Below are 12,366 nucleotides of genomic sequence, written 5' to 3' on the forward strand. Positions count from 1 at the left end.
AAAACTACAAGCGTTCGATGATGGTCACGTTGGCCTGGCCGCCGCCTTCGCACATGGTTTGCAGGCCATAGCGACCGCCGCTGCATTCCAGTTCGTTGAGCAGCGTGGTCATCAACCGGGCGCCGGTAGCGCCCAATGGGTGGCCCAGGGCAATTGCGCCGCCGTTGACGTTGGTTTGCGCCGGGTCGTAATCCAGCTCCTTGGCCCAGGCCATGACCACCGAGGCGAAGGCTTCGTTGATCTCGACACGGTCGATGTCGGCCATGCTCAGGCCGCTCTTGGCCAGGGCCCGGCGGGTGGCGGCAATCGGTGCGGTGAGGTGCCAGATCGGATCGTCGCCGAGCACCGTCAGGTGATGAATCCGCGCCCGAGGGGTCAGGTCGTAGCGCTTGAGCGCCGCCTCGGACACCACCAACAACGCCGCCGAGGCGTCGCAGGTCTGGCTGGACACCGCGGCGGTGATCGATGGGAACTGCGGGTCCACCGGTTGCAACTCGGCCATCTTCGCCAGGCTGCTGTGGCGCGGCGTTTCATCCACCGCCAACCCTTGGCAGCTGACGATTTCCCGGGCAAAGCGGCCGCTGGCGATGGCCGCCAGCGCACGTTCGTGGCTCTGCAGGGCAAAGGCTTCCATCTGCTCGCGGCTGATCTGCCAGTGATCGGCAATCCGTTGCGCGGCGTAGAACTGGTTGACCGGCTGCTGGCCAAAGCGCGCGCGCCAGCCGACGCTGCCCGAGAACGGATCGGCAAAACCCAGGGGCTGGCCGGCCAGCATCGCCGAAGAAATCGGGATCTGGGTCATGGTCTGCACCCCGCCCACCGCGACCACATCCTGGGTGCCGCTCATCACCGCCTGCGCGGCGAAATGCAGCGCCTGTTGCGACGAACCGCACTGGCGATCCACGGTGGTGCCGGGCACCGTCAGCGGCAAGCCGGCGGCCAGCCAACTGGTGCGGGCGATGTCGCCGGCCTGGGAACCGATGGTGTCGACGCAACCGAATATCACGTCGTCGTAGTCCTCGGCGGGGATCACGTTGCGCGCGACCAGGGCCTTGAGCACATGGGCGCCCAGGTCTATCGCGTGGATCTCGCTCAAAGAGCCCTTGCGCCTGCCGGTGGGGCTGCGCAGTGCATCAACAATGTAGGCCTGGGCCATGACTCATTCCTCGAAAGTATGCCCTGGCTCCAGGCCAGTGGCGTCGGCGAACAGGTAGTCGCTGACTCGGGTTTTGTGGAAACCGCGGTCGCCCCAGGACGCATCGAGGGCCCAGGCGCGCTTCATGAACATCTGCAGGTCCACTTCCCAGGTGTACCCCATCGCGCCGTGCACCTGGATGCCCTTGCGGGCGGCGATCCAGCTGGCCTCGTTCGCCGCCAGGCGCGCTTGCGAGACCCGGACCCCGGCGTTGACGTCGCCCCGGGCCAGGGCGTGGGCGGCGCGATAAAGCACCGGTTTGGCCTGCTCGATGTAACGGGCGACATCGGCCAGGTGATGCTTGACCGCCTGGAAGCTGCCGATCGGCTTTCCGAACTGTTTGCGCTGTGCGACGTAGTCCACCGACAGGTCGAGCATGCGCTGCGCCAACCCCAGCAGTTGCCCGGCCACCGACAGCGCGCCACGGTCCAGCAGGCGTTCCTGCAAAGCCCGGCCCTGTTCGCCACTGGCAATGCAGGTGGCCGCCGACGGCGTCCAGGTCACGTGGCCCAGGCGGCGTGAGGCATCGATGCTCAGGTGGTTGTCCACGTTGACTTCGCAGCGCGGCACCACATGGATCTCATCGCCATGGGTGAGGATCAGCACTTCGGCCAGTTGCGCGTCGCTGACCAGGGCATTGACCGGATGACCGATCGCCATGCGCAAGCTGCCGTCGGCAATCCGTGGCAGCAGGTCGGCACGCGCCGGATGCATCGCAGGCAAGCCGGCGAGCAAGCCGGTGGCGACATAGGCGGTGTCGGCCAATGAGTCGGGAATGGCGTAGTAGCCCAACTCCTGGGTCATCAGTGCCCAGGTCACATCGTCCATGCCCAGACCACCTTCGGCCTCGGGCACCGACAAGGCGGTCAGGCCCTGCCCGGCAATCTTGTTGCGCAAGTCCCGGGAGCGCCCGGCATCGGTCTCCCAGATTTCCCGGAGCATTTCCGGCGCGGCTTCGGTCATCAGGAAACGACTGATGGCTTCGCGGAACGCCAACTGGTCATCGTTAAAAGTGAAGTCCATGGCGGTTCCTTATTTCGGCAAACCGAGCATGCGCTCGGCGATGATGTTGCGCTGGATTTCGTTGGTGCCGGCGTAGATCGGCCCGGACTGGGCAAACAGGAAACCCTCCAGCCAGCCCGCCGCGTCGCCCGCTTGCGCGCCCTTTGCCACCAGCTCGCCGCGTGTGCCGAGAATGCGCATGGCGGTCTCGTGCATCTTCAGGTCGAGCTCCGACCAGATGATCTTGTTGATGCTCGACTCGGCGCCGATCTGCTCGCCGCGGCTCAAGCGCCCTACGGTGTAGTAAGCCGACATCGCATAGGCCTCGGCGCACATCCAGGTCTCCAGCACGGCATCGCGCAGGCCAGGGTCGCGGTCGGCACTGACGCGATGGGCCTTGTACAGTTCAATCAGCTTGCGTGCCGTGGACTGGAAGCGCGCCGGTGAACGCAGCAGCAAGCCACGCTCGAAGCCGGCGGTGGCCATCGCCACGTGCCAACCCTGCCCCTGGGTACCGATGAGGTTGTTCACGGGGACCCGAACGTCATCGAAAAACACCTCGGCGAAGGCTTCCTTGCCGTTGAGTGCCTTGATCGGGCGAATGCTCACCCCTGGCGTGTTGAGCGGCACCATGATGAACGACAGGCCGTGATGACGGGTTGATCCCGGCTCGCTGCGGAACAGGCCGAACAGCCAGTCGGCGAAGTTCGCCCGGCTCGACCAGGTCTTCTGCCCGTTGATCACGTAATGGTCGCCGTCGAGTACCGCCTTGCTGGTGATCGCCGCCATGTCGGAACCGGCGTTGGGCTCCGACCAGCCTTGTGCCCACATGTCCAGGCTGGCCGCCATGCGTGGCAAAAAGCGCTGCTTTTGCTCCTGGGTGCCAAACTCCATCAAGGTCGGTCCCAGCAACAGTTGGCCATTCTGGTTGATGCGCATCGGTGCCCCGGCGCCGTAATACTCTTCCTCGAAGATCAGCCACTCGATCAAGTCGCTGCCGCGACCGCCCAGTTCGGCCGGCCACATCACCATCGACCAGCGGCTTTCGAACAACTTGGCCTCCCAGGCGCGGTGCTGTTCAAAGCCTTCGCGACTGTCGTAACTGGCAAAGGGCTCGCGTGGCAGATTGGCCGCCAGCCAGGCCCGTACTTCGGCACGGAAGGCGTTTTGCTTGGGGGTGTAAGTCAGGTCCATGGCGATCTCTCAGAACTTGGCGTCGCGTTTTTCGACGAAGGCCCGGCGCGTTTCCGCGGAGTCCGGGCTGCTGTAGGCCTGCATGGTGAAACCCTGCTCCCAGCGGTATTTGTCTTCCAGGTTGCCGTCTTCGATGCCGTTCAAGGCTTCCTTGGCGATGCGGATCATCGCCGGGCTCTTCTCGGCGATTTTCGCCGCGATGCCCAGGGCGGTTTCGCGCAGCTGGTCCTTGCTGACGACGCGCTCGATAAAGCCGTATTGCAGCGCCTCGGGAGCGCCGATGCTGTCGCCGGTAAAGAACAGGTAGCGAACTTTTTGCACCGGGAACAGGCGCTGCAGATGCGCTCCGCCGCCCATGGCGCCGCGGTCGACTTCCGGCAGGGCGAAGGTCGCGCAGTCGGAGGCGACGACGATGTCCGCCGCCCCGGTGATACCGATGCCGCCGCCCAGGACGAAGCCATGGACCGCGACAATCACCGGCACCGGGTTGCGGTGCACGGCCTTGAAAGTGGCGTAGTTACCGGCATTGACCTCGACGATCCGCTCCGGGTATTGGTCCAGCTCCTTGATGTCGACGCCGGCGCAAAAGCCGCGACCTTCGGCGCGAATCACGATCACCCGCACCTGCGGATTGGCACCAAGGGCTTCGATCTCTCGTGCCAGGGCGAGCCATTGCTGGCTGTCGAGGGCATTGACCGGGGGTTTGGCGATCACCAGTTCCGCGATCCCCTGATTGAGTTGTGTGGTAAATGCCTGGTTCATAGGGGTTCTCCAATGCTGGCGGGACGATTCGATGGGAGGGTCTGGCTGCGGGCCAGGAGTGCGTCCAGGCATTGCTGGGCCTCACTGGCAATGCCTTCGATGACTTCGCGGCAACTGAGCAACTCGCCGATGGCCGCCGCGACCTGGCCGCTGGGCAGGATGCCCTCGTCCGGGGCGCCATCGATCATCGAGCGCTGCAGCAGCACCGGCTGGTTGGCGGCCATCACCACTTGCGACAGCTGCGACGGGTCTTCACGCAACGCACGGATAAAGACAGAAGCCATGTGCCCCAGGCTCATGCCGGTCTGCTGCTTCCACTGCCAGGCGCTGCCCAGGGCAATGCGCAGGCGGCCGAAGGGGCCCGCCTGCTCGAGGTGATTGATGAAGCGGTTTTCGATCATGCGGTGGCGCATGCCATCCACTGCCGTGGTCACGCGCACCAGCTGCGGGTCGTTGACCTTCAGGTAGCGTTCCAGTGTCGCGGCCGGGGTCGGCGATTCACGGGTCATGAGAAATCGCGTGCCCATGGCGATGCCGGCGCCACCGGCGGCCAGCACCGAGGCCAGGCCACGGCCGGTGGCAAAGCCGCCGGCCGCAATCACCGGTACCTTGACCGCCGCCAGCACCTGGGGCAGCAGGATCGAGCTGGGCACACCGCCGGTATGACCACCGCCCTCGCCACCCTGGATGGTGATCAGGTCGGCGCCCAGCTCCACCGCCTTGAGCGCATGCTTCAAGGCACCGACGGTGGGAATGCACAGCACCTTGGCCGCCTTGAAACGCGCGATGGTCTGTTTGTCCGGGCCGCGCCCGTAACTGACGGCACGCAGGCGGTACTTGATCGCCAGGTCGACGCACTGGGCGGCGTTATCCTGGAACATATGGAAGTTGAGACCGAAATTGCTGCCACCGGTGGCGTCAATCACCTTGCAGATTTCGCCTTCCAGTTCAGCCGCCGTAATGGTCGCCCCGGCGAGGAAACCGAAGCCCCCGGCCTGGGTCGAGGCGATCACCAGGTTGGCGTCGGCGACCCAGCCCATGGCGGTCTGTACGATCGGGTAACGGCAACCAAGGGCCTCGGTCAGAGGCGTATCGAGCCAGCGGTTCATTGGCTGTTGTCCTCGGCTTGCTTGTTGGCCCGGGCCATGCCCTTGGCGTCGAAGCCGCCCAGCTTGTCGCCGGACAACAGCTCATTATGGGCATGGGCAAAGTGGTGCCAGGCGAACACCGCATCCATCGCCGTGCGCTTGCCTTGCAGGTCCTCGACGTGGTTGATCGCCTGCTTGGTCAGGGCCAGGCCCATGCGCGGCTGACGGGCAATGCCCGCGGCCAAGGCATAGGTGGCCTGCTCCAGTTCATCACGGGGCACCAGGCGGTTGACCATGCCCACCTGCCAGGCTCGGCCCGCGCTCATGCGATCGCCGGTGAAAAGGAATTCCTTGGCGATGCGCGGGTTCATTTCATAGGGATGGGCAAAATATTCCACCCCCGGAATGCCCATGCGCACCACCGGGTCCTGGAAGAAGGCGTCGTCACTGGCGACGATCAGGTCGCAGACCCAGGCCAGCATCAGGCCACCTGCGATACACGCGCCATGGACCATGGCGATGGTCGGCTTGGGCAGTTCGCGCCAGCGCCGGCACATGCCCAGGTACACCTCCTGTTCGCGGGCATAGAGTTGCTCGCCACCGGGCTTGTTGGTGTGGTCCCACCACAGGTGCGCGCGTTCGAACGGCTTGTCGATATCGCGCCCGGGGGTGCCGATATCGTGGCCCGCCGAAAAGTGCTTGCCGTTGCCGCGCAGGACGATGACCTTGACGCTGTCGTCGTTCACCGCCTGGCGAAAGCAGGCATCCAGGGCGTAGGTCATCTGCGAGTTTTGCGCGTTATTGAAGGTCGGCCGGTTCAGCGTCAGCGTGGCAATACCCTCGGCCACGCTGTACAGCACCGGGGTGTCCGTCTCGTAGACGGCGTTGTCCTGGCGGACGATGAATTCACTGTCGCTGCTGTGCATGGTCGCTGTCCTTGGCTCAGGCCGTACGGATGCCGGGCGGGTTGCCCTTGATCGCCGTGGCGCGGTAGTCGTGGGGATCGAGTCGGCGGATCAGCGCCAACTGCTCAGGAGTGGGATGCGCGGTTTCGTGCAACTGTGCCGACTTGAGCAACGGGAAGCCGGTGTTGTCCTGGACCTGCTCGAAGCTCACGCCGGGGTGCAACGAACGCACTTGCACCGCACGGTCCGGGCCGTTGAAATCGAGGACGCAGAGGTCGCTGACCACGCAACGGATGTCCATCAGGTCGCGACGCGCGCCTTCGGGCCAGCGCTCGGCCTTGAAGCCGACACCGGAGACCATGTCCACTTCGCCGCTGACGAACACCCGGCTGTTATGGCTGGGCACGAAAAACGAGTTGAGGTGGTTGATGCTGTTGCCCGGCAGGCCGCGCACGCCGAGGATCGCCGTCCTGGGTTTTTGATAGTCGCCGACGCAGGACAGGTTGGTCTGGCCCCAGCGGTCGATCTGGGTCGGCCCGATCATTGCGTGACGGCGCCCGCCCCACACGCATTCGAATACTCGTTCGAACGACATGTAACCCGAATAACGCGCAACGTAGTCGCCACGCGGGCCCAGCGGGATCGGTTCTTCGACCAGGAACGCCTCGCTGTCGGTCATCAACAGTTCCGGGCTGTGGGTCAGTTTGGCCAGGCTGGCGCCCAGGCGCGGGATCACGCCCAGGCCCGAGGCAATCACCTCGCCATTGCCACGCCAGGCCTCGGAGGCGGCGACGATCATCAGTTCAGCCAGGGTGAAATCACAGGTTGCAGACATGCTCGGTAATCCTCAGAACACGGGAAGGGGCAAGGCGCCCATGGAGTCGGCACCGCCGTTCTGTGCCTGATAGGCCTGCTCGCCACCGGCGATCCAGGTCTGCACATAGTCCTGCCAGCCGTTTTCCGCCTGGCTGCTGGCGACATAGCCCTTGAGGTGCTTCATGTCCCAGCCGTAGTCAGGGGCGCAGAGCGTCGGGTGCGCACCGAAAGGTGCATGCACCACACCGCTCACCAGATAGCGCTCGAAGGTATTGAAGCGGGCCTGCTCGGCGGTCAGCGCCAGGCGTTCTTCCAGACGCTCGCACGAGACGAAGCACTGCTGGGCGGCGCGGGCGAACAGGTGGTCGAAATACGGGTCTGGCCCGGTCACCAGGCAGTTGCCAAGGCGGTCGGCGACGTTGACGTGCAGGAACGCCACGTCAAGGTTGAGCGCCGGCATCGCCAGCAGCACCTCGCCATCGGCATAGGGTGACTGGATCGTCTTGAGTGCCGGGTTCAGGCGCGTCACGTCAGTGGCCAGGCCACAACGAGTGGGCAGGAACGGCAGGCGCATGCCGGCGGCGCGCAGGCCCCACTGGAACATGCCTTCGTCGAGTTCCATCAGCTCCAGCTCGCCGGCTTCGCGGGCCTTGCGGTAGTAGGGTTCCAACGGAATGGCATCGAGGGTGGCGAAGCCGAACACCAGTTTCTTGACCTTGCCGGCCGCGCACAGCATGCCCACTTCCGGGCCGCCGTAGGCGACCACGGTGAGGTCCTTGACCGGTGAGCGCAGGATCTCGCGCACGATCGCCATCGGCTTGCGCCGCGGGCCCCAGCCACCGAAACCGATGGTCATGCCATCGCGCAATTGAGCGACCGCATCGGCCGCTGTCAGTTGTTTGTTCATCATGACAATTCCTTAGTGCTGGCCGACCGAAAAGTCGTGCCCCCAAATGCTCACGCGGGTGAACTCGAAGGCCGAATGCTCGGCCCAGTCGACTTGCAACCCGCCAAAGCCGTATTCCAGATCGAAGCCGGACGGTGTCTTCATGTAGAAACTGGTCATGCGGTCGTTGAGGTGCTGGCCGAGGGTGGCCGACAGGTCCACCGCATGGGCGTGCAGACGGTCGTGGGCGCGGCCGACTTCGGTCATCGAATCGACCTCGACCATCACGTGCACGCAACCGGACGGCACCGGGTACTCGGCCAGCGCCAGGCTGTGGTGACGGGCGTTCTGGCAATGCAAAAAGTGAATGCGCACCGGTGCTACGGACGGGTCGGGACGGAAGTTGAAAATGTCCGACAGCTCAAAGCCCAGCACATCCTTGGCGAATGCCAGGGTGGCGTCGAAGTTCGGCGCCGGCAGCACCGTGTGGCCCAGGCCCATGTCGCCAGTGATGAAACGCGGCACGCCCTGGGGAGACACGAACGGCAGGCAATCGGAGCGATGGCCCCAGCTCAGCTCGTGGCAGTTGCCCGACGGGTCGGTCACCTTGACCAGCGCCTGGACGCCGCGCTGCTCGATCTCGGCGGCGCAGCCTGGCTGCCATTCGACACCGGCAGCGCTCAGGTGCTCGAGGGCGACCTTGAAGGCCGTCTCGTTGGCCAGCTCCCAGCCAGAGGCCAGGTAACGCGCCTCGCTGCCTTCGACGATCAGCATGCGAAACGGACGCTCGTCCATTTTCACGTACAAGCCACCGCCCGGTGCCGGGTTCACTTGCATGCCCAGCACGTCTTCGGCGTAACGCTGCCAATGACTGAGGTTTTCGATCTGCGAGACGAAATAGCTCAAACCGCGAATGTCGATCATGCCTGGGTCCTCGTTGGCTGAAGGGCTTTTGTGACGAGCATTGTGCAAAGCGCCTGCCGAGGCTTCATCGTCCGTTGAGACTAAGCAGGCAAAGGCGTGGGGCAGATGCCACATTGGCGGGCAGGATGGACGCCCACTGTAGGAGCTGGCTTGCCAGCGAAAGCGCCGGGTCAGGCAACCATGAGTTGGCTGGACGGACGCCTTCGCTGCCGTTCAGCGCACGCGAATCTTCGGGTCATCCGCCCCGCGACGCAGGGTCTTGAGGAAGCCCTCCAGCGGTGCGGGTTCGGCGATCTGCGGCAAGGCGTCCTTGTCCGGGCGTTGCGCCCAGAAGGCATCCCAGGACGGAAACAGTTCGTGGAAGCTGCCCGCGTAAGGCTCGCGCCCCGGCCAACGCATTTTCAGGCCGCCGATCGGTGGTTTGTTCAGGTCGGTCGCGTACCAGTAGCACGGCAAGCGGCGACGGAAGCACCAACGCCCGTCGATCCGCTCGTAGTCGTCCCAGTACAGCATCTGCATGATCACCCACTCGGGACCGGTCTCATGCTCGTTCTTCGAATAGACCACGCCGGTGGCGTGATCGGCATCGCTGAACTCGATGATGTGCTGCCCCAGGTGATGGGCAGTGCCATGGAACTGCTTGCGCATGGTTTCGTCCAGCCACGCCTTGAGGTGCGCGCGACCACTCTTGTCACGGCCCACGCGCACGTCCGGGGCGAAGCAGTTGGCCATGGCATCCATGTCGCGCATGTCCAGGGCCAGGGCGTATTTGCCGGCCAGTTGGCGGATCGCGTCCAGCGACTCCAGGCGGTCGATGCGCTCAAGCAATGCGTTGGTTTCGAGGCTCATCAGTCGAGCACCGTGTACAGGTCCGAACCCCGTCCGCCATCCACCGCCAGGCTGGCACCGGTGACATACGAAGCCTCGTCGCTGGCCAGGAACACAATGGCGTTGGCCAGCTCCACCGGCAGGCCGACCCGTTTCATCGGGATGACTTTTTCAGTGTTGCTGCGGGTCTTGGCATCGGCCAGCATGCCGGCCGTGGCCGGGGTGTCGACTACGCCGGGAATGATCACGTTGCAGCGGATGTTGTGCGGTGCGCCTTCGCTGGCCGCCGCCCGGCTGAAGTTGATCACCGCCGCCTTGGCCGCCGAATAACCGGCCATCCACGCCGTGCCGAACAGGCCGCAGATCGACGCGATGTTGACGATCGAACCGCCGCCCTGGGCCTTCATCAACTGCATGGCGGTGCGGGTGCCCCAGAAGGTGCCGTCCACGGTAGTGGCGAAGTTGGCGTGCCAGTCGGCGGTGGTCATGCTGTCGATGCCGCCCCAGGTGTAGGCCATCGCGTTGTTGACCAGGATGTCCAGGCGCCCGTGACGTTGCGCGGTGGCTTGCAGCGCACCGACGTAGGCCTGTTCATCGCTGACATCGGCCACGGCGATCTCCGCCTGCCCGCCTTGGGCCTGGATTTTTTCCTGCACGCCCTGCAGCGACTCGATGCGCCGCCCGCACAGCACCACCGTGGCACCCTCTTCAGCGAACCGCAGCGCGGTGGCTTCGCCGATGCCGGAACCGGCGCCGGTGACGAAGGCGATTTTTCCTTGTAGACGTTTGCTCATGGGTGACTCCCTGCTCAGATAAAGGCCATGCCGCCGTTGACGGCGATGTTCTGCCCGGTCATGAAACTGGCGTCTTCGCTGGCCAGGAACACCGCGACCCGGGCGATCTCGTCGGTCTCGCACATACGGCCCAAGGGCACGTTTTTCAGCAGCGCCTGCATGTAGTCCTCAGGGATGCCGGCCATCATCGGGGTGTTGGTCGGCCCAGGCACCAGAGTGTTGACGCGGATGCCACTGGCGGCCAATTCACGGGCGATCGAGCGGGTCAGGCCCATGACCCCGGCTTTCGAGGCGCAGTAGTGGCTTGGGCCTTCGCCGGTCAGCGCGGCGGTGCTGGAGAGGTTGATGATCGCGCCCTTGCGGCCACCCTTGACCATCAATTTGGCGCCTTCACGGCAGCACAGGAAGGTGCCGCCCAGGTTCACCCCGATCACCCGCGCCCAGCTCTCGTCCGGGGTTTCGAGGAAGCTGTCCAGCCCGCCCACGCCGGCGTTGTTGACCAGGATGTCGAGGCCACCGAAGTGCTGCTCGGCCTGGCCCATGGCATCGGCCACGGAGGCACCATCACCGACGTTGCAGGCCAGGGCCAGCACCTGGTCGCCCAGGTCTGCCAGGCTCTCGGCCAGGGCCGCCTGGTTCAGGTCGACAGCCACCACCTTGGCGCCTTCGGCGACAAAACCACGCACGATGGCCTGGCCCATGCCCTGGGCGGCACCGGTCACGAAGGCCACTTTATCGAGTAACTTCATAGCAATCTCCAAGTGTGCGAATACGCTGCGGCCCGCTGCAATGGAGCCGTCACTTGCATGATTGGCGGCAAGCCCCCGTGCACACATCGTCCGATAGGACTAGCGCCGCGTGGTCTGAACGGACGATGTGAATGACGGCGTCAGCGCCCAGCATTCGCTTGGCGCGCACCACGCCAGGCGCGGCATTCCCCTTCAATTCGCTGCAGCGCCTGGCGCGGTTGTGCTTCATGAATCCGCCATCAATGGAGAACCCCATGAACCAACCTGTAGACCTGCCCTTGCCCGTTGGCCATTACGCAACCCTGCCCAACGGCCTGCGCCTGCACTATCTGGATGAGGGCGCCGGCCCCGTGGTCCTGTGGCTGCACGGCAGCGGGCCGGGCGCCAGTGGCTTCAGCAACTTCAAGGGCAACTACCCGCAACTGGTCGCCGCCGGCTATCGCAATATCGTGCTGGACCTCCCGGGTTTCGGCCGCTCGGACAAACCTGAGGACGTGCAGTACAACCTGGAGTTCTTCGTCGATTGCGTGGCGGCGTTCTTGGAGTCCGTCGGTGTGCGACGCTGCACGCTGCTGGGTAACTCGCTGGGTGGTGCAATCGCCCTGGGCCTGGCCCTGCGCCTGCCGCAACTGGCCCAGAGCCTGATCCTGCTGGCACCGGGCGGTGTCGAGGAGCGGGAAACCTATTTCAAGATGGAAGGCATCGTGCGCATGGTCAGCCTGTTCAGCGCCGGCCCCATCGGCATGGAGGAAATGCGCAGCATGATGAGCCTGCAGCTGTTCGATGCGTCGATCCTGCCGGAAAGCCTGCTGCAGGAACGCGTGGCGGTGGCGGTGACCCAGCCGAAGAACCTGTTCAGCACGATGATGGTGCCGAACATGGAAGCGCGCCTGGGCGAGATCCAGTGCCCGATCCTCGGGTTCTGGGGCAGCAACGATCACTTCAACCCGATCAGTGGCGCCCAGCGCATCATCGACGGCACACCGAATGCGCGGTTCATCGTGCTCAACCGGTGCGGGCATTGGGTTCAGGTGGAGCATCGCGAATTGTTCAACCGTAGCTGCATTGAGTTTCTGCAGCACGGTTGAACCAGGCGACGCGGTGGCGGCATCCGCTTCGCCACCGCTATCGCCAGCAAGCCGCCTACAGATGTGTGTCACGCCACAAACCCCACATACCCCCCAAACCTGTAGGAGCTGGCTTGCCAGCGATGGCGGCATAAC

At 64.7% G+C, this 12,366-nt stretch carries 13 protein-coding genes; 1 reads left to right on the forward strand and 12 read right to left on the reverse strand.

Annotated elements, in window-relative coordinates:
- Positions 1-4 precede the first annotated feature (4 nt).
- The 12 genes from BKX96_RS27280 to BKX96_RS27335 all read right to left on the reverse strand — a co-directional run bounded on the left by BKX96_RS27280 (position 5) and on the right by BKX96_RS27335 (position 11,143).
- Positions 5-1,156 (reverse strand): acetyl-CoA C-acetyltransferase, encoded by a 1,152-nt coding sequence (locus BKX96_RS27280; RefSeq protein WP_077185953.1) that lies wholly within the window; start codon positions 1,154-1,156, stop codon positions 5-7.
- Positions 1,157-1,159: 3 nt separating this feature from the next.
- Positions 1,160-2,218, reverse strand: a complete 1,059-nt coding sequence (locus BKX96_RS27285) for an acyl-CoA dehydrogenase family protein (RefSeq protein WP_077185954.1) — start codon at positions 2,216-2,218, stop codon at positions 1,160-1,162.
- A gap of 9 nt (positions 2,219-2,227) precedes the next feature.
- Entirely contained in the window at positions 2,228-3,391 is a 1,164-nt protein-coding gene (locus tag BKX96_RS27290) for an acyl-CoA dehydrogenase family protein (RefSeq protein WP_077185955.1), read from the reverse strand.
- A 9-nt stretch (positions 3,392-3,400) separates the two neighbouring features.
- The gene (locus BKX96_RS27295) at positions 3,401-4,153 is read right to left on the reverse strand and encodes an enoyl-CoA hydratase family protein (RefSeq protein WP_046817084.1); all 753 of its coding nucleotides are present in this window, start codon (positions 4,151-4,153) and stop codon (positions 3,401-3,403) included.
- Positions 4,150-5,262, reverse strand: coding sequence for an NAD(P)H-dependent flavin oxidoreductase (locus BKX96_RS27300; protein WP_046817083.1), 1,113 nt, complete (start codon positions 5,260-5,262; stop codon positions 4,150-4,152). The genes BKX96_RS27295 and BKX96_RS27300 overlap by 4 nt, the downstream gene beginning before the upstream one ends.
- Positions 5,259-6,167, reverse strand: coding sequence for an enoyl-CoA hydratase (locus BKX96_RS27305; RefSeq protein ID WP_077185956.1), 909 nt, complete (start codon positions 6,165-6,167; stop codon positions 5,259-5,261). Before BKX96_RS27305 ends, BKX96_RS27300 begins: the two co-directional genes overlap by 4 nt.
- 16 nt (positions 6,168-6,183) lie before the next feature.
- Complete coding sequence (locus BKX96_RS27310) at positions 6,184-6,981, reverse strand: CoA-transferase subunit beta (protein WP_077185957.1); 798 nt, start codon at positions 6,979-6,981, stop codon at positions 6,184-6,186.
- 12 nt (positions 6,982-6,993) lie between these two features.
- The gene (locus BKX96_RS27315) at positions 6,994-7,869 is read right to left on the reverse strand and encodes a CoA transferase subunit A (protein ID WP_046817130.1); all 876 of its coding nucleotides are present in this window, start codon (positions 7,867-7,869) and stop codon (positions 6,994-6,996) included.
- Positions 7,870-7,881: 12 nt separating this feature from the next.
- A complete protein-coding gene (locus BKX96_RS27320; protein ID WP_077185958.1) occupies positions 7,882-8,772 on the reverse strand; it encodes a VOC family protein in 891 nt (296 codons plus the stop codon).
- Between the two features lie 213 nt (positions 8,773-8,985).
- Positions 8,986-9,621: a nuclear transport factor 2 family protein gene (locus BKX96_RS27325; RefSeq protein WP_077185959.1), complete on the reverse strand. Its 636-nt coding sequence runs from the start codon at positions 9,619-9,621 to the stop codon at positions 8,986-8,988.
- Positions 9,621-10,394: an SDR family NAD(P)-dependent oxidoreductase gene (locus BKX96_RS27330; RefSeq protein ID WP_077185960.1), complete on the reverse strand. Its 774-nt coding sequence runs from the start codon at positions 10,392-10,394 to the stop codon at positions 9,621-9,623. Before BKX96_RS27330 ends, BKX96_RS27325 begins: the two co-directional genes overlap by 1 nt.
- A 14-nt stretch (positions 10,395-10,408) precedes the next feature.
- Positions 10,409-11,143, reverse strand: coding sequence for an SDR family NAD(P)-dependent oxidoreductase (locus BKX96_RS27335; RefSeq protein WP_077185961.1), 735 nt, complete (start codon positions 11,141-11,143; stop codon positions 10,409-10,411).
- A gap of 254 nt (positions 11,144-11,397) precedes the next feature.
- On the opposite strand from BKX96_RS27335, the gene BKX96_RS27345 reads away from it, so the two are divergent.
- Positions 11,398-12,231, forward strand: a complete 834-nt coding sequence (locus tag BKX96_RS27345) for an alpha/beta fold hydrolase (protein ID WP_046817075.1) — start codon at positions 11,398-11,400, stop codon at positions 12,229-12,231.
- Positions 12,232-12,366: the final 135 nt, after the last annotated feature.

The organism is Pseudomonas putida (assembly GCF_001976065.1).
Classification (GTDB): Bacteria; Pseudomonadota; Gammaproteobacteria; order Pseudomonadales; family Pseudomonadaceae; genus Aquipseudomonas; species Aquipseudomonas serbica.

What these genes read in the sequence shown, in the direction of transcription:
- BKX96_RS27310 (WP_077185957.1), bottom strand. Translation starts at nt 6,981, where the DNA reads ATGTCTGCAACCTGTGATTTCACCCTGGCTGAACTGATGATCGTCGCC.
- BKX96_RS27330 (WP_077185960.1), bottom strand. Translation starts at nt 10,394, where the DNA reads ATGAGCAAACGTCTACAAGGAAAAATCGCCTTCGTCACCGGCGCCGGT.
- BKX96_RS27305 (WP_077185956.1), bottom strand. Translation starts at nt 6,167, where the DNA reads ATGCACAGCAGCGACAGTGAATTCATCGTCCGCCAGGACAACGCCGTC.
- BKX96_RS27315 (WP_046817130.1), bottom strand. Translation starts at nt 7,869, where the DNA reads ATGAACAAACAACTGACAGCGGCCGATGCGGTCGCTCAATTGCGCGAT.
- BKX96_RS27280 (WP_077185953.1), bottom strand. Translation starts at nt 1,156, where the DNA reads ATGGCCCAGGCCTACATTGTTGATGCACTGCGCAGCCCCACCGGCAGG.
- BKX96_RS27325 (WP_077185959.1), bottom strand. Translation starts at nt 9,621, where the DNA reads ATGAGCCTCGAAACCAACGCATTGCTTGAGCGCATCGACCGCCTGGAG.
- BKX96_RS27320 (WP_077185958.1), bottom strand. Translation starts at nt 8,772, where the DNA reads ATGATCGACATTCGCGGTTTGAGCTATTTCGTCTCGCAGATCGAAAAC.
- BKX96_RS27345 (WP_046817075.1), top strand. Translation starts at nt 11,398, where the DNA reads ATGAACCAACCTGTAGACCTGCCCTTGCCCGTTGGCCATTACGCAACC.
- BKX96_RS27335 (WP_077185961.1), bottom strand. Translation starts at nt 11,143, where the DNA reads ATGAAGTTACTCGATAAAGTGGCCTTCGTGACCGGTGCCGCCCAGGGC.
- BKX96_RS27285 (WP_077185954.1), bottom strand. Translation starts at nt 2,218, where the DNA reads ATGGACTTCACTTTTAACGATGACCAGTTGGCGTTCCGCGAAGCCATC.
- BKX96_RS27295 (WP_046817084.1), bottom strand. Translation starts at nt 4,153, where the DNA reads ATGAACCAGGCATTTACCACACAACTCAATCAGGGGATCGCGGAACTG.
- BKX96_RS27300 (WP_046817083.1), bottom strand. Translation starts at nt 5,262, where the DNA reads ATGAACCGCTGGCTCGATACGCCTCTGACCGAGGCCCTTGGTTGCCGT.
- BKX96_RS27290 (WP_077185955.1), bottom strand. Translation starts at nt 3,391, where the DNA reads ATGGACCTGACTTACACCCCCAAGCAAAACGCCTTCCGTGCCGAAGTA.